Here is a 23,268-nt window from a genome sequence, read left to right on the forward strand (position 1 = left end):
ATCGGTCTTGTTTGCCCGTTGCGGTTAAAACCATTTCGAAACCACCTTCAGGACACCCCGACGCCGTCTGGCGGTTTGTGTCACGTGCACACGGTTTTGGCGATCGGTCGTTCCGAAGCAGTCCGCGAAAACCCAGGTTGTCCCGTTGGTCTCGGTCACCGACGTGGGAGTCGACCGACGTCAGAGAGCACCGCAGTCGCCGTCTCGGGGCCGCCTGCGCCGCGGCCGCTGTTGTGCAGGCTGCCGGCGTGGCGGGTCTCGATCTGGACGATGTTCCGGGTGCCGGTCACCGCAAGGGGGCCGTTCTCGGAGACGAGTCTCGGGCCCACGCGCACGCCCTCGCGCGTGGCTTCGCCGATGAGCCGGATCGTCCGGCCGTCTTCGGCGGCGAGCTCGAGGGCGCTCCCCGGAACGTTCTGGATCCCGGAGACGTCTGCATCCTCGAGGCTGAAACCGCCGTCGGCGAGCACGTTCGCGAGGATGACGAACTTGAGCGCGGCGTCGGTGCCGTCGACGTCGAAGGTGGGGTCGGCCTCGGCCACGCCTAAGTCCTGGGCCTCGGCGAGGACGTGCTCGTAGCCGAGCCCCTCGGCGGCCATCCGGGTGAGGATGAAGTTCGCCGTCCCGTTGAGGACGCCGCGAACGGCCGTCACCGACTCTGGCGTGCAGTCTTCGATCGTCGAGAGGATCGGAATCGCGCCGCCGACGGTCGCCTCGAACCGGACCGAGCCCGCGCTCTCGGCCTCGAGCGCGCGCAGTTCCTCGTACCGTTCGGCCACCGGTCCCTTGTTCGCGAGGACGACGTGGCGGTCGTCCTCGAGGGCGCGTTTCACGTGGGAGAAGCCGGGCTCGGCGTCGCCGAGGGTCGTCGGCGTCGCCTCGACGAGGACGTCGTAGTCGGCGTCGAAGACGGCTTCGGGCTCGGCATCGCCGAGTGGCTCGCCCGCGTCCTTGCGGCCGAGCGCGCTCTGGGCGTCGATTCCGGCCGCGTCGACGACGGCGTGGCTCGAGTCGGCGAGTGCGACGACCTCGTGGCCGTACTCGGGAGCGAGGTCGGCGACCGACCGCCCGACGGCGCCAGCGCCGAGGATGGCGAGACGCATCAGGCCTCACCTCCGGGGAGGGGTTCGACGACGGAGAGGTTACGCTCGTCGGCGATCGACCGGACGGCCGAGAGGGCGTCCTCGATCCGATCCGAGTCGACGGCGAGGCGGACGCGTGCGCTCGAGAGCTCTTCGATGCCGTCGGGCGCCGCCAGCGAGAGGTCGACGACGGCGGCCTCGGCGTCGTCCTCGATCGCGGCGAGCGTCCCCGAGAGGTCGGTCTCGACGAGCTGGCCGACGAGGACGACGTTGACCTCCTCGCCGTACCGTTCCGCGCCGGCCTGGATCACGTTGACGCCGGCCTCGCGCAGGGCGTCGACGATGCCGTCGAACCGATGGGGCGGACACTCGACGTCGACTTCGACGGGGATGTGTCCGAGCGGCGTGAGGTTGCCTCGTTCGTGGTGGATGCTCAACAGATTGCCACCGTTGTTGGCGATCGGCTCGAGTGCCCGGAGGAGTTCGCCGGGTTCGTCGACGAGCTCGAGACGGACGGTGTAGGCACGGACGCCGCCGTCTGTCTCGGCGTCGCCGTCTGGCTCGTCACTCATCGCCGACACCTCCAAACTGCGGACGTCCATGCATCATTGTACGAGTGACTCCTTGGCGCGCGAGTCCATATAGGCGTTCGCAAAACCGCTCAGAAGTGGTCCTTCCCCGGGTTCGAGGAGCCCCAGTCGCCACGGCCGCCCTCGGTTCGGTCGATCCCCATGATCGACTCGGCCTGCTCGGGCCCGCCGAGGCTCTCCCGTGGGTCGGGGACGCGGACCGTCACGTCGTCGATCTCCGGCCACTGGCACAATGCGGCCTCGATGTTGCCGGTGGTGACGTCCGCGACCGAACAGCCGCTGCAGCCGCCGCCGAGTTCGATGATCACTTCACCCGTCTCGGGATCGGCCTCGCGGACGGCGCTCGTCCCCCCGTGCATCTGGATGATCGGCATCTCACGAGCCAGCCACTGCTCGACGCGTTCTTTCAGCGGCACGTCTCCCGTCGATTCAGTCATCGTCGAGACTAGGGGCTCGAGCGGTGAATAGTTTTGCTCCTCAACGATCGTCCATGCAGAAATCCGGTCGGCGTGCCGACGGTGAGGGATTCGTCAGCGTGGGCGTTCGCTGTGAACCCGTCATCGCGTCGTCTGCCGACGTTCGACACAGCTCATCGTCACGTAGTCTGCCGACGTTCGACACAGCTCATCGTCACGTAGTCTACCGACGTTCGACACGACTTATCACGATCAGTCGTTGCGGAGCCGCCGTCGGCCCCGCTCGAGGGCGATCGCACCGCCGGTGAGTGCTGCCAGAACGGTGAAACCGGCGGTCCGGTCGACAGCCGGGGCGCCGTCTCGGTCTCGGGTGTCCGCGTGGTCGGTGGGGCCGTCTTCGGCGGAGTCGGTGCCGGGACCAGTCGGGAACGTGTACAGTGCGCCGTCAGTCGAGGCGTTCGGAATGAGTGGCGTGCTACTGGCGACGATCGTCTCGTCGGCGACGCGAGCGGTCCAGAAGCCGGCTGCGTCGCGGTCTTCCCAGCCGGCGAGTTCGACCGGTTCGGCCGGCTCGGAGACGTCGTGGACCTTCACGCCGCCCTGGTACCACGACGAGTAGAGCCGCCCATCGTGAAGCTCGAAGTTGTGTGCGGTCGTCCACTCGCCGCCCCGGTAGGAGGCGTCGTCGGTCTCCGGCGGCTCGATCGTCGCCCGGTAATCGGGCTCGTCCGGGTCGCTGACGTCGAAGAGGTCGATCCCGCCTGCCCCCTCGGGCTCACCAGGTTCGGTCGCCCAGCTCTCTCGCCCGACTGCGAGCAGCTCGCCCGTCTCGTCGACCGCCGAGTAGTGGTCGTTTCCGGGCAACTCCGTGTGGGCGTCACTTTCCTCGCCCGCGTCGAGGGCGAGCTGGTCCTCGAGGGAGGTGTCAGTGACGTGTGAGCGATACCGAGGGTCGCCAGGTTCGCTCACGTCGAGCAGGTAGGTGCCGGCGTTCCAGTGAGCGAGGATGGCCACCCCGTCGTGGACGTAGACGTCGTGGAGGTATCGGAGTCGCCAGCCGACGTCCGCCCAGTCGGGCTCGAACTCGAGGAGCGACCAGCGGGCGAGCTCTTCGGGTTCGTCGCCGGCGACGTCGAAGACGACGAGCGGGTTGTCCTCGACGACGTCGCCGTCGCGCTCGGTCTCGATGCCGTTGCCGACGAGGTAGAGGACGTCGCCGTCGAGGTAGCAGTTGTGGATGTGGTAGCCGGTCTCGTACGGCTCGCCCGTGACGACGGGGTCGGCGGGATCGCTCACGTCGTAGAGGACGAAGCCGTAGAACTCCTCGTCGCCGGCGGGGTTCGCCGGGCCGGGGACGACGAGCCGGTCGCCGTCGACTTTCACGTCGAGGATCTCGGTCAGCGGCCGATCGTCGACGGTCAGGTCGCGACGCTCGGCGAGGACGGTCGGGTCGGTGGGCTCGCTCACGTCGACGGTCACGAAGCCGTCGGTCGCTGCGAGAGAGACCGTCTGCCCGTCGTCACCGACGACGGCCTCGGCCGCGCCGCGAACGTCGACGACGCCGAGCGGCTCGAACGCGTCGTCGACTGCGTCGACCCTCGCGGTGGCCAGGGAAGACGCGGCGGCAGCTCCGAGTGTGAGGCCGAGGCATGATCCGCCACCGGCCCGAAGAAACGTTCGCCGGCGCATACGCTCCCTCACACGGCCACGCATATAACGTGTGGTGCGCGCCGAAGATCGACTCGAGAGCGAGTCGCGACGCTCGAGCGTCGCCTCGTGGCCGCTGAGCTGATTCCCCTCACCGTCGCAACAGTCGCCGGTCGCCGGTCCCCTCGGTCAGTGCGCTCGCGAGCGCCCCTTCGACGACGACGTCGTCGCCGAGGTCGGTCACGGTGATCGCGGGGACGTTCGTCATGACCATCTCGGCCACCCGCTCGCGGATCGGGTCGACGACGAGTTCCTCGTTGTTGAGCGCGACCGCGCCGCCGACGGAGACGACGAGCGGGGCGAACGAGTGGACGAGGTTCGTCACGCCGATCGCGTTCCAGTGGGCCAGCTGATCGATCACGTGATCGGCCAGCGCATCCTCGCCCGCCAGGCCGAAGACGTCCTTCGCGGCGAAGTCGGGATCCTCAAGCGGCAACGCGGTCGAGATCGTCGGGTCGTCCTCGGCGAGCAGCCGGGCGTACGCGGGGATGTTGTTGCCCGAGCAGTACGCCTCCCAGTGGCCGTCGCGGCCACAGCCGCAGGTCATCCGCCCGCGGGGGTCGACGACACAGTGGCCGACCTCGCCGGCGTTGCCGTCCCACCCGTCCAGGACGACGCCGTCACAGCAGACGCCCGCGCCGATCCCCGAGGAGATCGTGACGTAGACCATGTCGTCGGGGTTTCGATCGGAGTGAAACCGCTCGCCGATGACGCCCGCGTTCGTGTCGTTGTGCAGGTACACGTCCTCGGAGGCGACGAGATTCTCGATGGGGCCCGTCAGCGGGATTCGATCGATCGTGTCCGGGAGGTTCGCCGGATCGATCACCGCCCCCTCCGCGAGGTCGAACGGACCGATCGAGCCAATACCGACGGATCGGATCTGGACTGGATCGATCTCCGCCTCCTCGCAGGCCGCCCGGAGCGTCTCGAGGACGCCCTCCGTCACGTCGACGCCCCTCGGTCCACGCGGCGTGCTGTTCTGGCTCGAGCCGATCGTCGTCCCGTCGCCCTCGGCGACGACGGCCCGGACGTTCGTCGCACCGAGGTCGACGCCCGCGTAGTAGGCCATGCTGTCGTACGTGCGTCACCCCGACACTTAACGACACAGATTCGAGGGTCGCACTCGAGGCGGATCGAACCGCCCCTCGAGGTGGCGCGTCCCATCACTCGAGGTGGCGCGTCCCATCACTCGAGACGGCTCGCTCGAGTGTCGCACTCGGCTTCACGCCGTACGGGTGGCGTCTTCGAGACCAGTCGGCCCCAGAACGAACGGTTGCCCGACACCCGACGGTAGCCCCACTCGCGGAGGTCGTTGTACGGTCCGAGGGTCCGCAGGCGCTCGATCGCCGGGCGGGCTGGCTCCCCGAGATCCGAGCGGGCGAACGCCTCCTCGATCGACGCGCCACAGGAGTAGCGCGTCCCGTCGGCGAGCAGGTGTGAACACCCCTCGTAGTTCTCGGGCAGGCGATCGCGAAGCGACGGTTCGAGCTCTGAGAAGCCGACGAGCTCGAGGTCGGCTCGTTCCGCGAACGCGTCGGCCCACCACGTACAGAAGCCACAGTCGTCGTCGTAGACGAGGATCGCGTCGGCCATGTCACGATCGACGACGGCCAGCCTCTTACCGCTCATCCATCGACGGGTGAGATTCGCTCCCCGGGAAATTACTCGTCGGGGAGTGCGTCGACCATCCTCGAGACGGCCGCGAGTTCGTCCTCGTTGACGCCGTGGCCCATCCCCGGGTAGATCCGGGTCGTCACGTCGGCTCCCAGCCGCTCGAGGACCGCGGCCGAGTCGTGGACGCGCTGCTCGGGAATGTGCGGGTCGACGTCGCTGCAGCCGAAGAAGGCGGGCGTACCCTCGAGCCGTCCCTCGTACGTTTCGGGATCGATCGAGTCGCCGATGAGTCCGCCCGAGAGCGCGACGAGGCCGCCGTAGCGCCGCGGATTGCGTGCGACGAACTCGGTGGCGAGGCAGGCTCCCTGGGAGAACCCGAGGACGAGGACGCGCTCGGTCGGTATCCCGGCCCCGTTTGCGCGTTCGATGGCGCCGGCGATCGCCTCGAGTCCGGACGTCCGCCCCGGCTCGTTCGCCGCCACGGGGGCGAGAAACGAGTTCGGGTACCAGGTGTTGCCGGCGGCCTGGGGGGCGAGGGAGGCGACCCCGTCGGTCCCGAACTCGCCGGCCATCCCAAGGATGGATCTGGCGGTCGCACCCCGGCCGTGGATCAGCACGACGGCGGCCGACGCGTTCTCGAGCGCCGTCCCGGCCGTCTCGAGCGGTTCGTCGCCGTGTGGGTCGTCCGTGCTGCGATGGGGATCGGGGGCGGCCACCGTCAGACGCCCGCGACGCCCGTGCTCGCTTCGGGCAAGTCGTGTTCGATCACCTCGAGGCCGAGTTCCTCGATGGCGCCCCGGAGGTGCTCGTCTTTCGCGTACTCGGCGCCGTCGGCTTCGCGGAGCTCCTGGGCCTTGGCGAGCACCTCGCCGCGGCGGTCGTCGGGGAGCTCGTACTTGTCCGTCGAGAGCTCGATCACGAGGCCGTTGTTGTCGTGGGTGTAGATCGAGTGGAAGATGCCCCGGTCGAAGACGTTGTAGCGCTTGCCGGCGTCCTCGAGGGCCTCCATGACCGCCTCGTACCGGTCGGGGGCGACGCTGAAGCAGAGGTGGTGGACCGCGCCGACGCCTCCGCGTTGGCCCCGAGCGGACGGACGGTCGTCGCTGACGAAGAACGTCAGGATTCGCCCGTCGCCGGTGTCGAAAAAGAGGTGCGTCTGGGAGGTGTCGTCGAGGTTCGGCTGACGGAGGACGAGGGGCATTCCCAGCAGATCGCGGTAGAACGCGACCGTGTCGGCCTCGTTGCTGCCCCAGACGGTGACGTGGTCGGTGCCCGTCGTGTGGAACGGGCTGTCGGGCAGCTCGTGGTCGACGGGGGTGGGCTCACTCATCGGCGTCCTCGGCCATGCCGCCGAAGACGCGGTCGGCGTCGGCGGGAACGTCGAAGTCGTGGAAGTGGTCGCCACGTTCTTTCGACAGGATGTTCAGCGCGGCCGCCGAACCGTCGCCCGCGGCGATCACCGCTTGCCACTCCTCGACGCGCACCATCGCGCCCGTTGCGTAGGCGTTCGCGACGCTGGTCTCCATCTCGACGCCCACGTCGACGACGTCGTCGTCGAACGCACAGCCGAGCTCCTCGGCGAGCTCGCGGTTCGCGCCCGTCGCGAGCACGAGGTACCGGGCCTCGTAGCTCCCCTCGTCAGTCTCGACGGTAAAGCCTCCGTCCGTCGCCTCGACGCCCGTAACCGGCTCGCCCTGGCGTCGATCGACTCCGAAGGCGTCGACCTGCTGGCGCGTCGTCGCCATGAACTCACTACCCCCGACCGAGCCGATCCCGGGGTAGTTGAACAGGTGTGCTTTGTGCATCCACGTCTCGTCGCCATCGAAGACGATCGTCTCGAGGCCGTTTTTCTGGGTAAAGAGCGCCGCACTCAGTCCGGCCGGCCCGCCGCCGACGACGATCACGGTCGCGTCGATCGTATCAGTGCTCATCTGTGGTTGCATCTTGTTACCGCAGGCCGATAAACCCCCGAGGGACTGGAGGACAATCAGGTAACACTCGGGTTACGCCACGCGACGAGCGGCGACACCCACTTCCGGGACCGTGGCGTACGTTCACTTATGTCATTCAACGAGCGACCCACCGACGGGGACGAACTCACCGAGGTCGAACTCGAGGCGCTCCACGAGGTCGAACTCGGCCTCGAGTGGCTCCAGCGTGCACAGGGCTACCTGATCGAGTTCCACCACGCGACGGGCCACGGGATGGACCACCTCGCGCTGGCGGAGTCGCGGTTACGCGAGGCGGGCCACGACGAGCTCGCCGACGACGTCCGGGACAACTTGCTTCCCCACGGCGTCGTCGACGACGACCGCTGGTCGTATGACGTGCTCGAGGATTTCCAGGCAACGATGCTGGCCGAGGCGACCGTCCTCGAGCGACGCGTCCGACGGGAGCTGGCCGACGGCCGCCGACACGTCACCGAGCGTCGTCAGGAGCGGCGGTGGAAAACGCGCGCTGACGTCGACGCCGACGGCTGAGCGGGCACCGATCCGCCGTCCCCGGGACGAACCCGTCGCGGTGGACCGATCGTGGACGATCACGTCGTAGCGGGCCGATCAGAGGCGGTTACTCCATGACCGAGCGATCGTGGACGTACGTCACGGGACAGTGAGCAGACTGCATGATCTGCTGTGAGGTCGACCCGAAGACGGCCTTGCCGGCCGCCGATCGGCGCCGGCCACCGACGACGATCCGATCCGCGTCGACCGACTCGGCGAGGTCGACGACGGCCTGGCCGTGTTCGCCGACGGCTCCACGAACCTCGAGGTCGACGCCCTCGGCGTCGAAGAGCTCGACGAGGTCGGGCACCGGCGCGCGCCGGGCAGCGACCGCGTCGGGGTCGACGTCCTCGAACCGCTCGTCGAAGCCGAGGTCGTCGTGGATCTCCTCGTACTCCTCGGCCGTGAACGCGTGCGTGACGACGACGGCCGCCTCGAGCGGCGCCGCGACCTCGAGGACGACGTCGGCGAGTTCCTCCGCGCGGACGGCGTCCATGGGTCCCACCGCGAGCACAATCGTTTCGATCGCCATACCCGTACGCGCGAAGCCGACCGGGTTAAGGTTTCCCGTCGTTACAAGTATTCGACCGGTCCTGGGCGGTTCGGTGACGATCGTGCAGGCGTGAACGCACCCGGTGGTGAGCGTTCGGTCGTGAACAGACCCAGTGGTGAGCGTTCGGTCGTGAACGCACCCGGTGGTGATCGTTCAGCCGTGAACGCATCCGGTGCTGGACGTTCGCCCGCGAGAAACTCCCTGTTCCGGTCGTTTTTTCGGTTCGGGAAGCGACGGTTCGGTATGGATGAACCGGAGCTCTCGAGTCAAACCGTTCTGGTTACGGGCAGCGCACGTGGCGTCGGCCGCGAGATCTTGCTCGCGACCGCCGACCGCGGCGCGAAGACGGCGGTTCACTACCACACGAGCGCCGACGCGGCGCGCGAGGTGGCCGACGAGGCGCGCGATCGCGGTGCCCCGGACGCGACGACGGTCCAGGGCGACGTCACCGATCCCGAGAGCGTCGACGGCCTGTTCTCAAGCGTCGAGGCCGAGCTCGGGAGCGTCGACGCCCTCGTGAACAACGTCGGCGACTTCGCGCCCGCCCACTGGGCCGAGATCGACTTTGCGACCTGGAACCGCGTGCTCGAGACCAACCTCAACGGCACCTACCTCTGCTCGAAGCGGGCGCTGCCGGCGATGCGCGAGGCGGGGTTCGGCCGGATCGTCAACGTCGGCTACGCCTCGGCCGAGAAGGGGCTGGTGAGCCCGAAGAATTTCCCGTACTTCGTCGCCAAAACGGGCGTGTTGATGTTCACCCGGATGCTCGCCGCCGACACACAAGACGACGGCATCACCGTCAACGCCGTCTCCCCCTACGTCGTCGAGAACTCCGAGGAGTTTCCCGAGGAACTCCCTCGCGGGCGGCCCGCCTCCTTCGCGGACGTCGTCCGGCCGGTGCTGTTCTTTCTCGACCCCGACAACGAGTACACGAGCGGCGAAAACCTCGAGGTCGACGGCGGCTGGCTTCCCGAGCGGGTGTGAGGTGGCGGGCGGCTGGCTTCCCGAGCGGGTGTGAGGCGACGACGGCGTACACGGCGTCTCGAGCCCGTGTGGCTGCGCCGGGCCCACCCCCGACTATGGACGGAACGGGCTATACATGGCCCCGCCCCCGAACATTGTCACGATAACGCATGTCAAACGCAGATGCAAAGACCGCAAGGGCGGAGTGGGGGACCCGGTTCGGCTTCCTGATGGCCATGATCGGGGCGATGGTGGGCGCCGGAAACATCTGGCGCTTTCCGTTCGTCACGGGTGAGAACGGGGGCGGAGCGTTTCTCATCGCCTTCCTCGTGCTGCTGTTCTTGCTCGCCGTGCCGGGACTGATGGCCGAGGTCGCCCTCGGCCGATACACGAACAAGGGCGTCATCGGCGCGTTCCGGGACGTCGTCGGCAGCGGCGGCCTCGTCGGCTTCGGGATCGTCGTCCTGCTCGTCAACGTCGCACTGATGTCGTACTACTCGCCACTGATCGGCTGGACGCTGTACTACGCGGTCCACTCGTTGCTGTTTACCTTCACCGCGAGCGGGTTCGAAGCCGTCGAGTTCATGGATGCGTTCTTCGCGAATCCGGCGCTCATGATCGGGCTTCACACCGTCATCATGGCGGCCATCGCGGCCGTACTGATCCTCGGCATCCGGCGAGGCCTCGAGCGGTTCGTCGTCTTCGCGGTGCCGGCGCTCGTGTTCGCGCTCGTCGTGATGATGGTCCGTGGACTGACGCTGGACGGAGCCGGCGAAGGCGTCTCGTTCCTGTTCAGCGTCCAGTGGGAGTACCTCACCTACAGCGAGACGTGGATCGCCGCCCTCGGCCAGGCGCTGTTCTCGACGGGGCTGGGCTGGGGAATCGCGCTGACGGTCGGCAGCTACCTGCGCGAGTACGACGACGTGCCCCTCGGAGGCGGCGTCTTCACGGCCATCGGCGAGTCGAGCGTCGGGATCCTCGCCGCACTGGCGATCTTCCCGATCGTCTTCGCCGTCGGTTTAGAGCCCGACGCCGGAGCGGCGCTCGCGTTCGTCTCGCTGGTACAGGTGTTCCCCGAGATTCCCCTCGGCGGACTCGTTGCGATCCTGTTTTTCGTCGGGTTCTTCCTGGCGACGTTCACCTCGGGGCTGCTCATCACCGAGGTGAGCGTGACGACGGTCGCCGAGGAGACCCGATTCAGCAGAACCCAGACCGTCCTCGGCGTCTGTGGTGGTATCTGGCTGCTCGGGATCCCGAGCGCGTACTCCGTCGAGGTCCTCGACTACCTCGACTTCGTCTTCGGCAACTGGGGACTACCGCTGGCGACGCTGGCGATCGTTCTGGTCATCGGCTGGGTGATGGGGCCCGAGCGCCTGCGCCTGCTCTCGGTGAACAAAAACGCCGGCATCCACGTCGGCCACTGGTGGAACCCCGTAGTGAAGTTCGTCATCCCCGCGGTGATGATCTTCATCATGGCCTACTTCGCCTACGACGCCTACGGCACCGCCGAGATGATCGGCGGCATGGTCGTCCTCGTGACGTTCCCGATCGTCGGCTACGTCCTCATGTCGGTGGTCGACGGCGACGAGCGTCGTCCCGCTGGCGAGGTCACCGGAGGTGACGACTGATGCCCCTCGAGACCGAGGTGCTCGGTATGTTCGCGTTCACTGCGGTCGCCTTCTTCGGCGTCGCCAGCTGGGCGCTCGTGCGAACGCTCCGCCAGGAGGGGCGAAAGGTCGAACTCCTCGAGCATCAGGACGTGATGGACACCTACTCGCCGACGGCGCTCGCGGAGCTTCGTGAGTGGATCGATCGCAACCCCGACGACCCGTACGTCGACGACGCCCGCGAGCAGTACAACGCGTGCGTCGACGCCCTCAAAACGACCGATCGCCGCTTCTACGACTGGAGCGACGACGACGTCGAATCGCTCGAACGGCTGTAAGGAGACCCCCACGATCACCGTTTCAATGATGCAGACAGAGACGTTCGTCGACACGCTCGACACGCACACGGCGGGTGAGCCGACCCGGATCGTGACGAGCGGTATCGACCGCACCCAGCTCCGCGGCGGAAGCGTCGCCGACCAGCGCGACCGGTTCGCCGACGGCCAGGACTGGCTTCGCGAGCTGTTGATGTGTGAGCCCCGCGGCCACGACGACATGTTCGGCGCGGTCCCGGTGGCGCCGGCGAGCCCGGACGCCGACCTCGGGCTGTTCTTCATGGACAGCCGCGGCTACCTCGACATGTGCGGCCACGGGACGATCGGTGCCGTGACGGCGCTGCTCGAGACGGGCCAGCTCGAGGCGACGCCGACGATCACCGTCGAGACGCCCGCCGGGCTGGTCCGAACCCGACCCACGATCGAGGACGGCCGCGTCACCGAGGTCGCCATCCGAAACGTCGACTCGTTCGTCTACGACGAAGCGACGCTCCAGCTCGACCACGAGGGCGAAACACGCGCCGTGTCGATCGACGTGGTGTTCGCCGGCAACGTCTTCGCACTGGTCGACGCCGCGGTCGTCGGTCTGCCGGTGTGCCCGGCACACGTCGACGCCTTCGTCGAGTACGGCCTCGCGATCCGCCGGGCGGCGAACGACGCCCTCGAGATCCATCACCCGTTCACCGACGAGCGCCACCGCGTCTCGATCGTCGAGTTCTACGAGCGTCGCGACGGCTCCGACCGAAACGTCGTCGTCTTCGGGAACGGACAGGTCGATCGCTCGCCGTGCGGGACCGGGACGTGCGCGAAGATGACGTTGCTGCACGACGCCGGCGAGCTGTCGGTCGGCGAGCCCTACCGCTACGAGAGCGTGATCGGCACCCGGTTTACGGGCCGACTCCTCGAGTCGACCTCCTGCGATGGCGTCCTCGTGACGACGCCCGAGGTTTCGGGCTCGGCACACATCACCGGGAGCCATACGTTCCTGTGTGACGAGCGAGACGACCTTGCCGGCTTCTCGCTTCGGCGGACGACACACGACAACTGCGAACCGTTCAGAAGGACACCGTGATCGCCACACACCCGAAGCCGGTACGCCGCGACGACGGTTCTCGGGGATGCAGTGACGGTCGCCCCGTAGACGTGACGGCGATGGTCCCTGACGCGGCGGCGATGGTCCCTGACGTGGCGGCGATGGTCCCTGACGCGGCGGCGATGGTCCCTGACGTGGCGGCGATGGTCCCTGACGTGGCGGCGATGGTCCCTGACGCGGCGGCGATGGTCCCTGACGTGGCGGCGATGGTCCCTGACGTGGCGGCGATGGTCCCTGACGCGGCGGCGATGGTCCCGGACTCGAGGACTCGTGTCTTAGCGATGCGTCGTATCCGAGTCGAGTCGGAGGAGTCGATCCGAACGATACAGTTCACAAGTAACTAGATTATTATATCCTTCCCACATATACAATAGAAAATGGATCCGCTCGACGAACACCTCTCTCAGGGGGCACGACTCACGCTCGAGATCTGGCACCCGAACTGCTGGACGCTCGAGGTGACTGAAGCAACCGACGCGGGATTGCTCGCCCACACCGTCTATCAGTCGACAGACGGGAAGGTCAAGGGACACTTCACCGCCTACGGCGACTCGTCAGCGGAGATCGACGAACTCGTCAGAGCGACCCAGGAATCGGCGCTGACCTCGTCGGTCGTCGAGATGGAGCGACGCTACGAGTTCGAACACCGCGGGCAAACGCCGGGAAACACGAGCAGAGAACTATTCGTCGAGTACGATCCCCAGCACACGATCAGCGACGCGCTCGCTTCACACGGATTCCTTCAGGACGCGCCCGTTCGGGTTCGTGACGGCCGCGAGTACTGGCCCGTCTTCGTCGACGAGGCCGACCGGGACCGCCTCCACGACCGACTCGAGACCGTACGAGCGGAGTTCGATGCTGAAGTGGACGTAACGAAGATCTACTCACACGCTGCCCGATCGGAGGACGCGTTTCATCGCGTCGACATCCTCTCTGAGCGCCAGCGTGAGATCTTCGAACTCGCCTGCGAGCACAACTACTACGCCTGGCCGAGAGAGATCACGACGCGCGAACTCGCGGAGGAAGCCGGCCTCGCGAAGACGACGTTGCTCGAGCATCTCCGGAAAGCCGAGGCGAAACTCCTCAATCCCGACAGCGGCGACGAACGCCGAACGCTTTGACCGGCGCGCGACGGGGGCGCGCACGTGCTGGCTCCGACCGACGAGGGGACGACAGCGTCGGTTCCGACTGTAAACGACAGCGTCGGTTCCGACTGTAACGTTGATGGCGTGTGGTGTCAGCCCGGGTGGCGGCGCACCTGAAATGCTTAGGGAGATTCGGTCCATAACGCAGCCATGGCCGACAACCGTGTCGTTCAGGGACGGATGGTCACTCCCGAGACGCTCGCAGAACTCGTCGAAGGCGAGTCGGTGCTGGAAGCCGACGCGATCGAGGATGCGGCTCGGACGTGTCCCAACTGCGAATCCGACGTCTTGAAAGTAGGGTACATGCCCACGGTCACCGAATTCGTCACCGGCTGGAAGTGTACCGAGTGTGACTGGCAAGACACGGACCGGGAGTGACGACCCACCGCTCGAGCAGGGATGATGGCATCGTTCTCGGCCCTCGAGCGCCGGGCCAGCCAGTCTCACGATCCGGCGGGTTCGATACCGACCGAGTTATCGGCTAACGGGTCGATCGTTCGATATGGAACGGAACGTCGGCGGAACGGATCGAACGCTTCGAATCGTCGTCGGCCTGATTTTCGTGGGCGTCTCGATGGGGCTCGTCGCGTTCGGAGACTCACTCGAGACGACCCTCCAGGGCGGACTCGCGGCGCTCGCGCTCCTGGTCGCGGCGATCCTGCTGGCGACCGCTGGCGCACGGACGTGTCCGCTGAACGCGCTGGTCGGCCGAAACACCTGCGAGGACCGCCGTCGTTCGTGAACGCGGATCCCGTGCTCACGATCGTGCCCGGACGATAGTCGGCCCCTCTGTCCTGTCCGGCTTGTCCCGGACTCTCCCTCGGGCGAGGCGACGACTTTCTCGAGGGTCGCCGAATCTGGTTCGAGGTCGCCGTGGAGTCAGGTTCGAGGTCCCTCTCGACTGGACGGCGATTGTCGAGGTGGCTGCACAGAGGGATGGTCGAGGTGGCTGCGCAGAGGGATGGTCGAGGTGGCTGCGCAGCGGTGTCGACGACGACGGCCGAGGGTTTTCCACGCCCGGGCGCCTACGTCACGCTATGCCGCTCCCGGTCGCGATGGGCTGGCGACACCTGCTGTTCGCCAACTGGTCGCTCGAGCCCGACGTCGTCGCCGCCCACCTGCCAGCGTCGCTGTCCGTCGACACCTTCGATGGACGGGCGTGGCTGTCGGTCGTCCCGTTCGTCAACGTCGACGTTCGCCCGCGCGGCGTTCCCGCTCTGGCCGGCTTCCCACTCCCGGAACTCAACCTCCGAACGTACGTCACTCGCGACGGCGAATCCGGCGTCTACTTCTTCAGCCTCGACGCCGCGGGCTCCCTGGGCGTCCTCGGAGCGCGGCTGTTCCACCACCTGCCGTACTACTACGCCCGAATGCGACTGCGACGACGCGAACGCGACGGTCGGATCCGCTTCACGAGTCGTCGACGCCACCCGGGCGAGCGTCCGGTTCTGTTCGACGCGATCTACAGGCCGACGGGCGAACCGTTCACCGCCGAATCCGGCTCGCTCGCGGCGTTTCTGACCGAACGGTACCGCTACTACACCGAAGACAGTCGCGGACGGCTCCGGTACGCCGACGTCGACCACGAACCCTGGACGCTCCGGGACGCGACGGCCACACTCGAGGACGAGTCGCTCTTTCGGGCCAATGGGTTCACACCGCCCGAGGGAAGCCCGGTCTGTTACTACAGTCGCGGCCTCGAGGTCACGGCGTCACGGTGCCGTCGCTGGCAGTGATCGACGTGCTCTCTCAACGGGGACACACCTCCGTCGCGGATGTAACGGAATGGGTGGGTGGTGTCGATCGGGAGGCCGGTGTTTTTGGTCCCCAGGCGGCCACGAAACTCCAGATTTACATCCGCGACGGTGGTGTGTGTTCGCACGAATATGCTTGCGTTCTCCCGCCGTTACATCCGCGACGGTGGTGTGTCCGTGACCAGGAATCGAGACACACACCACTGTATAGTTTTGTCAACACTCCCGTGGATTTATGCAGATACAGGTCAACGAACAAGGCAGAAGCCACGCGCTAGCACCAAGACGAATCGAAGTGTCCCGGGTGTGACCCCACCCGGGACGTGGCTTGCAACCCGAGAGGATTCGAAAGCCATGTTCGCATGCGTCCTACCCACTGATACACACCGCGAAGGAGCCAAGAACCGAACTCGAACGGTCGATCGAATCACGACGATCACGGAGGCCGCCAATGGATAACGAACTCGAGAACGACCCGTCGTCGGAGTCGTTTCCCACCTGCCCCAACTGCGGAATGCCGGTCGTGGACGTGACGATCACGGGCCCGACGACGCAGTACGCTCGACCCTGTGGCTGTCTGGTCCACCTCTCCGAACTCGAGTAGCCGGCTCGGACTCGAGGGTACTACACTACACTACACTACACTACACTACACTACACTACACTACACTACACTACACTACACTACACTACACTACACTACACTACACTACACTACACTACACTACACTACACTACACTACGACCACCCTCGCCAGGCTGCCCAGGACGGTCGCAGCTCCAGATCGGGCAAACACGACTTGCCTCGAGCGCTGGCAGGGTGCGCTTCCGCAATTGACCGCGAGTGACGTCGTTTTCGTGGCCTCCTCGACGACGACGGGGGCGAACGTTTTGAGGAGGATCGGCCATCTCCGTTGCATCGCGTACTCGAGGTGTTCATCGTCGGTGTGCCCCATGCTATCCTTCTCGACGGCCGTGATCACATCCCAGCCGCGGCGTCACAACCTCTCGGCTACGGGCACCCAGACGTTCTCGTCCGCGTCAACCACGCCGTCGGGGGCGTCTCACGTCCGGACGACGCCGGTTCGTCGCGAACGGCCTCGAGTCCGTCACGCACGTCTCCGAGTGCTCGGTTACACCGCCACTGCCGATATATTTATGCCACTACAGATCAACGCATAAGACGGAAGCCGCGCTCCGGCGGGGACACGTATCAAAGTGTCCCGGGTGTATGCGCACCCGAGACGTGGCTTCCAACCCGAGAGGGTTTGCAAGCCATGTTCGCGTACATTCTACCAGACCATAAACGTCTCGCACGGCCGACGAGTTTCGGCTGCGAGCGGCCACGCGGTTGCCGGCCCCGAACCGGCGCCGTGGGGTGTACGCGCCCTTGCATGGCTCTCTCGAGACGACCGCGAGTCGTGATCGTACTCGAGGTCGACGCCCCCACGACCGACCACCCCATTCGAAACCCCTGCGTCGCCCTCGAGTGGTCGTGACCCGGTCGCATTTTCGAGGTGTGCGCGCGTGACCGGCGCTCGAGCAAGTTCGACGGGCACGTCTCGATGTCCTCGAGCACGACCACGAATACGCTGTTTGTCCCACACCCACGTCGACCGGTCGAGTAAGCCGCCATCGGGTGGGAATGAAAGGGGCCGGCCGCCTCCGGGAAGACGGGCGACGCAAGCACTGGACCGAACGAAGTGAGGGAAGCGCACAGCGAGCCCCTCGACCGGAGGCGGTCGGGGGCTTTCGAAGCGTTGTTTCCATTCGACGTGGCTTGCTCGAGTGCGCTGTCTCTTCCCAGGTGCTAATACGCCGCCGTTCCGAAAGACGAACGAAGCGATGTGCACCGGTCATCCCCGTATTACCGACTGTTCGTCGTTGGGGCCCGAGAACTTCAAGTTCAGAAATACGGAGTTCCTGATGAGTGATTCGCACTACGACGTACTCCCACACCAGACCCGAGAAGAACTTCGACGTCGTATCTGGAACGTTCGGAACGGGGACTTACAGCGCGTCCTCGACGGGTTTCCGACGGACGAACCGCTCGTCGAACAGTGTGCACTCTGGATGCACGCCGTCGTGGGAAAACACTTCTTCCCGGACGCGAATCACCGAACGGCGATCGTCTTGCTTCGGCAACTCCTCAGGGACAACGGGATCGACCCCGGTGAGTGGCCGATCGAACGAACGAAAGAAGCACGCCGGGAGTCACACGAGGTTTGCCGGGAGATCCCGCCCGTTCGGCTGGATGCGCTCTACGAGCGTGACGAGTTATACGGGGTATGGAAACGCTACTTCGAGGAAGTATTGACTGTCGAATATAGCAACGAGGGTCAGTGACTACTCGTCCTCGGGTTCGTCCGGCTCGTCGGCGAGTGCGTCGTACAGTTCCCGATTCTCCTCGACGTCCCGTCGCATCTCTCGCTCGGACTCCCAGTTCATTCCCATACCGGGTTGTCGTCCGCGCGGTGTATTAGCCTTTCTGCCACACTCGGACTCGAATCACGATGCCACTCACTCGTCTTCGGTCCTCGCTCGCGGGTGCTACTCCCCGACGGCTTCCTCGACGATCTCGATCTCACTCCCAGCTTTTTACTGCGGGTCCTCCCTCCCTCGCATCGCTCGGTCGAACCACTTGCAAGTACGTTGAAAGCAAAAAGATACGGGAGTACGCAACTGGACTCGAGCGAGCCACCCCGACCTGGTTCGGCGAACTCACCTCGGCGGCTTCGAGTCCAACCACGACCGCCCTCTGGCGCGCTCGAGGGGGCGGCCGACGTCCTTGCACGCGTTGGCCGCAAAGACCGGGTCCGACCCACGCGCCAGCAACCCACTCGCTGTCGGTCGATTCACTGCTTCGTCCGGTATATTTATGCCTCCACAGGTCAACGAGTAAGACGGAAGCCGCGCTCCGGCGGGGACACGTATCAAAGTGTCCCGGGTGTGTGGGCACCCGAGACGTGGCTTCCAACCCGAGAGGGTTTGCAAGCCATGTTCAGGTTGATTCTACCAGACCATAAACGTCTCGCACGAAAGAGGTATCGGATCGAACGACGACGCCCGGCGCTCCCTCGAGTGGGGTGGTCGAATGCGTGAGATCGTCGACCGGGATTCGGCGTCGGTCTCGTTGCCGACGTGTCCGCACTGTGGAACGCCGGTGGCGACCGTGACCTCCCGAGGGCCGACCGAGCACTACGCCAGCCCCTGTGGCTGTCGGATTCGGGCGGGTGCGCTCGAGCGAGCGGAGGACCGGGGCTGAATCGGCCCGACCGTCGCGTATCGGATTTCTCGAGAACGACCCGATTCACGCTCGAGCGAGCGCGATCGCCCCCTCGAGTACCGGAGACACGAAAACTGAGACGGTCCGCCGGGAACGGTCAGCGACCGTCGGTCGATCCGTCGCGTTGACGGCCTTTTGCGACGCGTTCGCCACCGCTGAGGAGACTCGCCCGCGCTCGCTCCGTATCGGAGTTCGCTTCTTCCTCGTTACTCATGCTCGAGTGTTGTTCACCCCAATGCGTTAATGTTGAGTTGCGGGCAGGGTGAGCTTCCGGAGTCGATCCACGAGCGACATGGTCTTGGTGGCCGTCTCACAGAAGTTCGTGAAGCCCCCGGCCTCGTCGACGGCAACGGGGACGAACGCCTCGAGCAGGTCGGCCGTTCGGGATTGACGAACCCGTCTCCAGCCAGACGGGGTTCGTGCTCAGGCGAATACGATCTCTCCTGTGAGTTCGCGGCCACGGTGACGCTGCAGCGTCGAATCGATACGCTTCACCAGTTCTCCGACGGTTCGACCGTGTTGAGACGTGAAGATCACGCCCGGATGATTCGAGCTAGCGTACCCGCCTTCGACGAGCGAGAGGAAGTCGTCGTCGAACGTCAAGATCGTCCATCCTCGTTGCATCGCGTACTCGAGGTGCTCTTCGTCGGTGTAGCCAAGCGTCTCCTCCTCGACGGCCGTCGTTACCTCCCAGCCGCGGCGTCGCAGCCCCTCGGCGACAGGCACCCAACGTTCTCGTCCGCGTCAATCATGCCGTCGAGGGCGTCTCACGTCCGGACGTCGCCAGTTCGTCACGAAAGTCCTCGATGTTGGCGTAGTAGTACGCCAGCGCCGTGTGGATGTCCTCGAGTGAGAGCGCGGGGTAGAGATCGGCGATCTCGTCGGGGGAGTAGCCGCTGTGTTCGTACGCACTGGCGACGTTGATCACGCGGATACCGGTGCCGCCGATCGTCGGGGAACCCCTGCTGTGGTCGTCGTCCCGTACGATCTCGGTCATCGTCCGCCTATTCGTCGCGCTGGCGTATAAATTCCCGGCCGGGTTCGCTCGCGTACGTCCTCGAGTCCGTCACGCACGTTTCCGAGTGCCCGGTTACACCGATTCCGTCGGTATATTTATGCCACTACAGGTCAACGAGTAAGACGGAAGCCGCGCTCCGGCGGGGACACGTATCAAAGTGTCCCGGGTGTCAGCGCACCCGAGACGTGGCTTCCAACCCGAGAGGGTCCAAAGCCATGTTCGCGTACATTCTACCCGACCATAAACGTCTCGCACGGCCGACGAGTTTCGGCTGCGAGCGGCCACGCGGCTGTCCGCCCCGAACCGGCCCCGTGGCGGGTGTACGCGCCCTTGCATGGCTCTCTCGAGACGACCGCGAGTCGTGATCGCACTCGAGGGCGACGCCCCTGCGATTGACCACCACACTCCATTCGACCCTTCCCACGTCGGCCTCGAGTGGTCGTGACCCGGTCGCATTTTTCGAGGGATGTGCGCGTGACGGTCGCTCGAGCGAGTTCGATATCCACGCCAGCACCGTAGTGCCCGCGTACGGATTCCGAACCCCTTTTCTCGACCCTGGACCAACGATCGGCAGTGAGTTCACTCCTCGCCTCGCTGCTCGCGGGCGTCGTCTTCGGCCTCGCGCTCGCGGCCCCGCCGGGCCCGATGAACGCCATCATCGCCGAGGAGAGCGTCCTGCGCGGCTGGCGATCCGGGTTCAGCGCCGGCCTCGGGGCCATGTCAGCCGACGCAGTCTTCTTCGGGCTGACGCTCGCGGGGGTCGCCGCCGTCCTCGAGCGCTTTGCCACGCTCCAGGACGCGCTCTTCCTCGTCGGCGGCCTGCTCATGTTGCTGTTCGCCGTCGACGCCTTCCAGAACGCCCGGGCGTCGACGTCGTTCACCCAGGGCGAACTCGCCCAGGCGTCGATCGGCTTCCGGAAGACGTTCGCCCTCTCCTTTACCAACCCTTACCAGATCGCCTTCTGGGCCACCGTCGGCGTCGGCCTCGTCCGGCCGGGCACCCTCGAGTTTGCCGAACACGTCCCCGGGCTGCTCGCGCCGCTGCTTTCGGGCGTCGTCGTCGAGACGGGAAGTCCGGCGCTGCTCGTGGGCTTTTTTGCCGGCATCGCCGTCTGGATCGTCGCCTACCCGGCCGTCCTCGCCGCGGCGGGTCGGCGCGTCGACGCCTTCGCCCCCGTCGTGGCGCTGCTTTCGGGCGTCGTCCTCGCCGGGTTCGGCGTGCTGTTCGCCTGGATCGGCGTGACGGCGTTCGTGTAGGATCGTCGAACCCTCCAGGGACGCGAACGGACCGGCGACTCGGCCGGAGGCGACGTCGATAGTCGGTCGGGAAAATCGAACCGCGAAACCGTTCGATCGGCCACATCGAAACCGATCGGGTCGGTCAGTTAATCGTCGTGTGTTCGGACTCCTCGTTGAGCGCGAGGTTCGCCGCGATCTCGGCGTTTCGCATGGCGTACTGGGCGGTTTGCTGGAGGCTGACCAGTACCTCACGCACCTGCAGGAGGTCGTCGTTCGACATCTCCGGTAGGTCGGCGAGGATCTCGCGTTCGCGGTCGCTGATCTCGTGGAACAGCTCGCGGACCTGGATCGAGAGATCGTAATCTCTGGTGACGGCGGACTCGACCGACAGCGCCGTGATCTCGTCGACCTGCTCGGTGAGTTCACGAATCTCGCGGATCGTCGCGCTCTCGACGTTGAGCGCGTGGCCCTCCGCCTCGAGGACGATGTCGGCGATGTCCTCTGCGTTGTCCGCGGTCAGCTCTAAGTTCTTCGCGATCGAGCGGTAGCCGATCAGCGGGAAGCCGTCGTCCAGCCCGACCGCGCGGGCGAGGTTTGGGTTCTGGTAGGCGGTGAAGATCAGACGCAACAGGAGGACGAAAATCTTGTTCGCCTGGCGCTCGCGGTTGAGCGCGCGCTGGGCGAGGTCGGGATTACCGTGGGCGAGCGCCTTGATCGCTTCCCCGCGCATGGTGCGACCGGTTCGCTCGAGCCGTTCCAGGAGGTTGTCGAGCGTGAAGTCCTCGGCGTCGACCGAACACCGGATGGAGATACTCTCGGGGGTCTCCTCGATGACGCCGAGCCCCATCAGTTGCGTTTCGGCCTTGTAGACGGCGTTGATGTGGTCCGAGCCAAGCGGCCCTTCGTCGCACTCGATGCGGATGACGCGTCGGCCGAGCACGTACTGGGCGACGATCGCCCGTTCGACGGCGTCGGCGTCGAGATTGTCGGCGTGGATGATCGCTTCGGTCTCCTCGGAGCTCGCCGACTCGGGGAGGACGGTTAACGTCCCCTTGCCGCCGGTTCGGAGCGAGACCTCGTCACCTTTCTCGACACCGTGTTCGCTCGCCCACTCGGCGGGGAGCGTCATCGCCAGGGTGGACGGCCCGAGTCGCTGCACTTTCCGCGTTTCCATGCCCACTGCTAGGTCCCTCTGCGCCTTAATCTTGACTATATGCTCATTATATATTCAGAACGGTGACTAGCTCGACTAAGCATACGTCGGGTCGATAGGTGATCTTTAAACAATTTTCGTGAGTCGTCTGGTGAACCGTCCGGTCCGGACCTGTACCCACCCGCGCAGTGACTCGTCGACCTCCTCGTCGTCGGTGTCGACGCGTAACGTGCCGAGTCCGTCGAGTTTCTCCTCGGAGGCGACGATCTCGATTTCGTCGGCCCGGTCGATCACGGCGGGTGAAATCTGGTGGTTGCCACGGCCGAAGACGAACCCCTGGCCGCCGATCGGCGAGACGACGATTACGGCGGGCTCCTCGAGCACCGCGAGGATCTCCTCTTCCGAGGCGTCCCGGGCGAGCACCTCGCCGTCGCGCCAGACGTCGACCCCGAGCGGCGAGGGATCGATCCCGAGTGCCTCCTCGATCGCGCCGACCGTGCTGCCGGGGCCGAAGACGTACGTCGTCCCCGATTCGGCCTCTCTCGCGAACCCGTTGGCCAGCGAGTCGACGTTCCCCCGGGCCAGCTGCTTGCTCGACTGGAGGTCCTCGGCGACGGGGACGGGGACGACCGCTCGCAACTCGGCCCGGACCTCGCCTTCGCGGTAGGCCTCCTCGTCGATATCGTTCACCTCTCGGTTCTCGACCCGATCCCAGACGGCCGCAATCCGCCCCGCGTCGGCGGGCGTCACGCCGAACACCGACGAGTAGACTTTCACCCCCGCGGGAACACCGAGCATCGGCGTCTCCGCCTCTTCTTCCTCGAGCACCTCGGCCACGTTGACGGCCGTCCCGTCGCCGCCGACGAACAGCACGAGGTCGACGTCGCACTCGAGGAAGGCCCGGACCGCGCCCTTCGTGTCCGCGGCGTTCGTCTCCTCGCCGTCGGGATCGTAGACAACCTCGGGGTCGTAGCCCGCCTCGCGGGCCTCTTCTTCCCCCATTTCGCCGGCGGCCGTGTACACCTCGAGATCGGGTTCGCGGTCGAACAGCGCCTCGAGCGCCTCCGTCGCCCGGCCGGGTGCGCGCGGTTCGGCACCCAGACGACGCGCCTCCTCGACTTTCCCGTCGGTCCCCTTCAGCCCGACCCGACCGCCCATCCCGGCGATCGGGTTGACGACGACGCCGATGCGATCCATACGGGAGCGTCGCGG

The 23,268-nt window shown here is 66.1% G+C and carries 29 protein-coding genes and 1 pseudogene; 14 read left to right on the top strand and 16 right to left on the bottom strand.

Annotation, left to right across the window (positions count from 1 at the left end; genetic code table 11):
- Positions 1 to 155 precede the first annotated feature (155 nt).
- The 9 genes from NMQ09_RS08025 to NMQ09_RS08065 form a co-directional block, all read right to left on the bottom strand.
- Positions 156 to 1,103: a homoserine dehydrogenase gene (locus NMQ09_RS08025; protein ID WP_255194071.1), complete on the bottom strand. Its 948-nt coding sequence runs from the start codon at positions 1,101 to 1,103 to the stop codon at positions 156 to 158.
- On the bottom strand, positions 1,103 to 1,654 hold the full coding sequence (locus NMQ09_RS08030; protein ID WP_425607262.1) for an amino acid-binding protein: 552 nt from the start codon (positions 1,652 to 1,654) through the stop codon (positions 1,103 to 1,105). Before NMQ09_RS08030 ends, NMQ09_RS08025 begins: the two co-directional genes overlap by 1 nt.
- An 89-nt stretch (positions 1,655 to 1,743) precedes the next feature.
- Entirely contained in the window at positions 1,744 to 2,109 is a 366-nt protein-coding gene (locus NMQ09_RS08035) for a NifU family protein (RefSeq protein ID WP_255194073.1), read from the bottom strand.
- Positions 2,110 to 2,340: 231 nt separating this feature from the next.
- Positions 2,341 to 3,777, bottom strand: a complete 1,437-nt coding sequence (locus NMQ09_RS08040) for an LVIVD repeat-containing protein (RefSeq protein WP_255194074.1) — start codon at positions 3,775 to 3,777, stop codon at positions 2,341 to 2,343.
- Positions 3,778 to 3,886: 109 nt separating this feature from the next.
- Positions 3,887 to 4,864, bottom strand: a complete 978-nt coding sequence (locus NMQ09_RS08045; protein ID WP_255194075.1) for an ROK family protein — start codon at positions 4,862 to 4,864, stop codon at positions 3,887 to 3,889.
- Between the two features lie 116 nt (positions 4,865 to 4,980).
- Positions 4,981 to 5,388, bottom strand: a complete 408-nt coding sequence (locus NMQ09_RS08050; RefSeq protein WP_255194569.1) for a DCC1-like thiol-disulfide oxidoreductase family protein — start codon at positions 5,386 to 5,388, stop codon at positions 4,981 to 4,983.
- Positions 5,389 to 5,456: 68 nt separating this feature from the next.
- The gene (locus NMQ09_RS08055; RefSeq protein WP_255194076.1) at positions 5,457 to 6,125 is read right to left on the bottom strand and encodes an alpha/beta hydrolase; all 669 of its coding nucleotides are present in this window, start codon (positions 6,123 to 6,125) and stop codon (positions 5,457 to 5,459) included.
- Between the two features lie 2 nt (positions 6,126 to 6,127).
- Positions 6,128 to 6,739 (bottom strand): VOC family protein, encoded by a 612-nt coding sequence (locus NMQ09_RS08060; protein ID WP_255194077.1) that lies wholly within the window; start codon positions 6,737 to 6,739, stop codon positions 6,128 to 6,130.
- On the bottom strand, positions 6,732 to 7,340 hold the full coding sequence (locus NMQ09_RS08065; protein ID WP_255194078.1) for an NAD(P)/FAD-dependent oxidoreductase: 609 nt from the start codon (positions 7,338 to 7,340) through the stop codon (positions 6,732 to 6,734). The genes NMQ09_RS08060 and NMQ09_RS08065 overlap by 8 nt, the downstream gene beginning before the upstream one ends.
- 129 nt (positions 7,341 to 7,469) lie before the next feature.
- Between NMQ09_RS08065 and NMQ09_RS08070 the strand changes: the two genes are divergently transcribed.
- Entirely contained in the window at positions 7,470 to 7,889 is a 420-nt protein-coding gene (locus NMQ09_RS08070) for a hypothetical protein (protein WP_255194079.1), read from the top strand.
- A gap of 88 nt (positions 7,890 to 7,977) precedes the next feature.
- Here the strand turns inward: NMQ09_RS08070 and NMQ09_RS08075 are convergent, their stop codons facing one another.
- Positions 7,978 to 8,442, bottom strand: a complete 465-nt coding sequence (locus NMQ09_RS08075) for a universal stress protein (RefSeq protein WP_255194080.1) — start codon at positions 8,440 to 8,442, stop codon at positions 7,978 to 7,980.
- 264 nt (positions 8,443 to 8,706) lie between these two features.
- Here NMQ09_RS08075 and NMQ09_RS08080 point away from each other — a divergent pair, with 264 nt between their 5' ends.
- The 10 genes from NMQ09_RS08080 to NMQ09_RS08125 all read left to right on the top strand — a co-directional run bounded on the left by NMQ09_RS08080 (position 8,707) and on the right by NMQ09_RS08125 (position 15,964).
- On the top strand, positions 8,707 to 9,447 hold the full coding sequence (locus tag NMQ09_RS08080; RefSeq protein WP_255194081.1) for an SDR family NAD(P)-dependent oxidoreductase: 741 nt from the start codon (positions 8,707 to 8,709) through the stop codon (positions 9,445 to 9,447).
- Between the two features lie 149 nt (positions 9,448 to 9,596).
- Positions 9,597 to 11,054 (top strand): sodium-dependent transporter, encoded by a 1,458-nt coding sequence (locus NMQ09_RS08085; protein WP_255194082.1) that lies wholly within the window; start codon positions 9,597 to 9,599, stop codon positions 11,052 to 11,054.
- Positions 11,054 to 11,371: a DUF8026 family protein gene (locus tag NMQ09_RS08090; RefSeq protein ID WP_255194083.1), complete on the top strand. Its 318-nt coding sequence runs from the start codon at positions 11,054 to 11,056 to the stop codon at positions 11,369 to 11,371. Before NMQ09_RS08085 ends, NMQ09_RS08090 begins: the two co-directional genes overlap by 1 nt.
- 28 nt (positions 11,372 to 11,399) lie before the next feature.
- On the top strand, positions 11,400 to 12,440 hold the full coding sequence (locus tag NMQ09_RS08095; RefSeq protein ID WP_255194570.1) for a proline racemase family protein: 1,041 nt from the start codon (positions 11,400 to 11,402) through the stop codon (positions 12,438 to 12,440).
- 80 nt (positions 12,441 to 12,520) lie between these two features.
- Entirely contained in the window at positions 12,521 to 12,805 is a 285-nt protein-coding gene (locus NMQ09_RS08100) for a hypothetical protein (protein WP_255194084.1), read from the top strand.
- 33 nt (positions 12,806 to 12,838) lie between these two features.
- Entirely contained in the window at positions 12,839 to 13,582 is a 744-nt protein-coding gene (locus tag NMQ09_RS08105) for a helix-turn-helix domain-containing protein (RefSeq protein ID WP_255194085.1), read from the top strand.
- Positions 13,583 to 13,756: 174 nt separating this feature from the next.
- Positions 13,757 to 13,984, top strand: a complete 228-nt coding sequence (locus NMQ09_RS08110) for a DUF5795 family protein (RefSeq protein ID WP_255194086.1) — start codon at positions 13,757 to 13,759, stop codon at positions 13,982 to 13,984.
- Between the two features lie 124 nt (positions 13,985 to 14,108).
- Positions 14,109 to 14,348: a YgaP family membrane protein gene (locus tag NMQ09_RS08115; RefSeq protein WP_255194087.1), complete on the top strand. Its 240-nt coding sequence runs from the start codon at positions 14,109 to 14,111 to the stop codon at positions 14,346 to 14,348.
- Positions 14,349 to 14,643: 295 nt separating this feature from the next.
- Entirely contained in the window at positions 14,644 to 15,342 is a 699-nt protein-coding gene (locus NMQ09_RS08120; protein WP_255194088.1) for a YqjF family protein, read from the top strand.
- Positions 15,343 to 15,811: 469 nt separating this feature from the next.
- Positions 15,812 to 15,964 (top strand): hypothetical protein, encoded by a 153-nt coding sequence (locus NMQ09_RS08125; RefSeq protein ID WP_255194089.1) that lies wholly within the window; start codon positions 15,812 to 15,814, stop codon positions 15,962 to 15,964.
- 130 nt (positions 15,965 to 16,094) lie between these two features.
- Here NMQ09_RS08125 and NMQ09_RS08130 read toward each other — a convergent pair whose 3' ends face one another.
- Positions 16,095 to 16,343 carry a hypothetical protein gene (locus tag NMQ09_RS08130; RefSeq protein WP_255194090.1) on the bottom strand — a complete coding sequence of 83 codons (249 nt, stop codon included), beginning with the start codon at positions 16,341 to 16,343 and terminating at the stop codon, positions 16,095 to 16,097.
- A 943-nt stretch (positions 16,344 to 17,286) separates the two neighbouring features.
- Here NMQ09_RS08130 and NMQ09_RS08135 point away from each other — a divergent pair.
- Together NMQ09_RS08135 and NMQ09_RS08140 are read left to right on the top strand one after the other, a co-directional pair.
- The gene (locus NMQ09_RS08135) at positions 17,287 to 17,706 is read left to right on the top strand and encodes a Fic family protein (RefSeq protein ID WP_255194091.1); all 420 of its coding nucleotides are present in this window, start codon (positions 17,287 to 17,289) and stop codon (positions 17,704 to 17,706) included.
- A 748-nt stretch (positions 17,707 to 18,454) separates the two neighbouring features.
- The gene (locus NMQ09_RS08140; protein WP_255194092.1) at positions 18,455 to 18,625 is read left to right on the top strand and encodes a hypothetical protein; all 171 of its coding nucleotides are present in this window, start codon (positions 18,455 to 18,457) and stop codon (positions 18,623 to 18,625) included.
- Between the two features lie 273 nt (positions 18,626 to 18,898).
- Here the strand turns inward: NMQ09_RS08140 and NMQ09_RS21165 are convergent.
- The 3 genes and pseudogenes from NMQ09_RS21165 to NMQ09_RS08150 form a co-directional block, all read right to left on the bottom strand.
- Positions 18,899 to 19,024 (bottom strand): annotated as a pseudogene (locus NMQ09_RS21165) (restriction endonuclease); the annotation flags it as partial.
- Between the two features lie 45 nt (positions 19,025 to 19,069).
- Positions 19,070 to 19,372, bottom strand: a complete 303-nt coding sequence (locus tag NMQ09_RS08145; protein ID WP_255194093.1) for a DUF5615 family PIN-like protein — start codon at positions 19,370 to 19,372, stop codon at positions 19,070 to 19,072.
- A gap of 22 nt (positions 19,373 to 19,394) precedes the next feature.
- Positions 19,395 to 19,643, bottom strand: a complete 249-nt coding sequence (locus NMQ09_RS08150; RefSeq protein WP_255194094.1) for a DUF433 domain-containing protein — start codon at positions 19,641 to 19,643, stop codon at positions 19,395 to 19,397.
- 594 nt (positions 19,644 to 20,237) lie between these two features.
- Here NMQ09_RS08150 and NMQ09_RS08155 point away from each other — a divergent pair.
- A complete protein-coding gene (locus NMQ09_RS08155) occupies positions 20,238 to 20,921 on the top strand; it encodes a LysE family translocator (RefSeq protein WP_255194095.1) in 684 nt (227 codons plus the stop codon).
- Between the two features lie 124 nt (positions 20,922 to 21,045).
- On the opposite strand, the gene NMQ09_RS08160 is transcribed toward NMQ09_RS08155, so the two are convergent.
- Complete coding sequence (locus NMQ09_RS08160) at positions 21,046 to 22,077, bottom strand: phosphate uptake regulator PhoU (protein ID WP_255194096.1); 1,032 nt, start codon at positions 22,075 to 22,077, stop codon at positions 21,046 to 21,048.
- Between the two features lie 105 nt (positions 22,078 to 22,182).
- A complete protein-coding gene (locus NMQ09_RS08165) occupies positions 22,183 to 23,253 on the bottom strand; it encodes an ATP-NAD kinase family protein (RefSeq protein ID WP_255194097.1) in 1,071 nt (356 codons plus the stop codon).
- Positions 23,254 to 23,268 lie beyond the last annotated feature (15 nt).

This window comes from Natronobeatus ordinarius (genome assembly GCF_024362485.1).
Lineage (GTDB): Archaea > Halobacteriota > Halobacteria > Halobacteriales > Natrialbaceae > Natronobeatus > Natronobeatus ordinarius.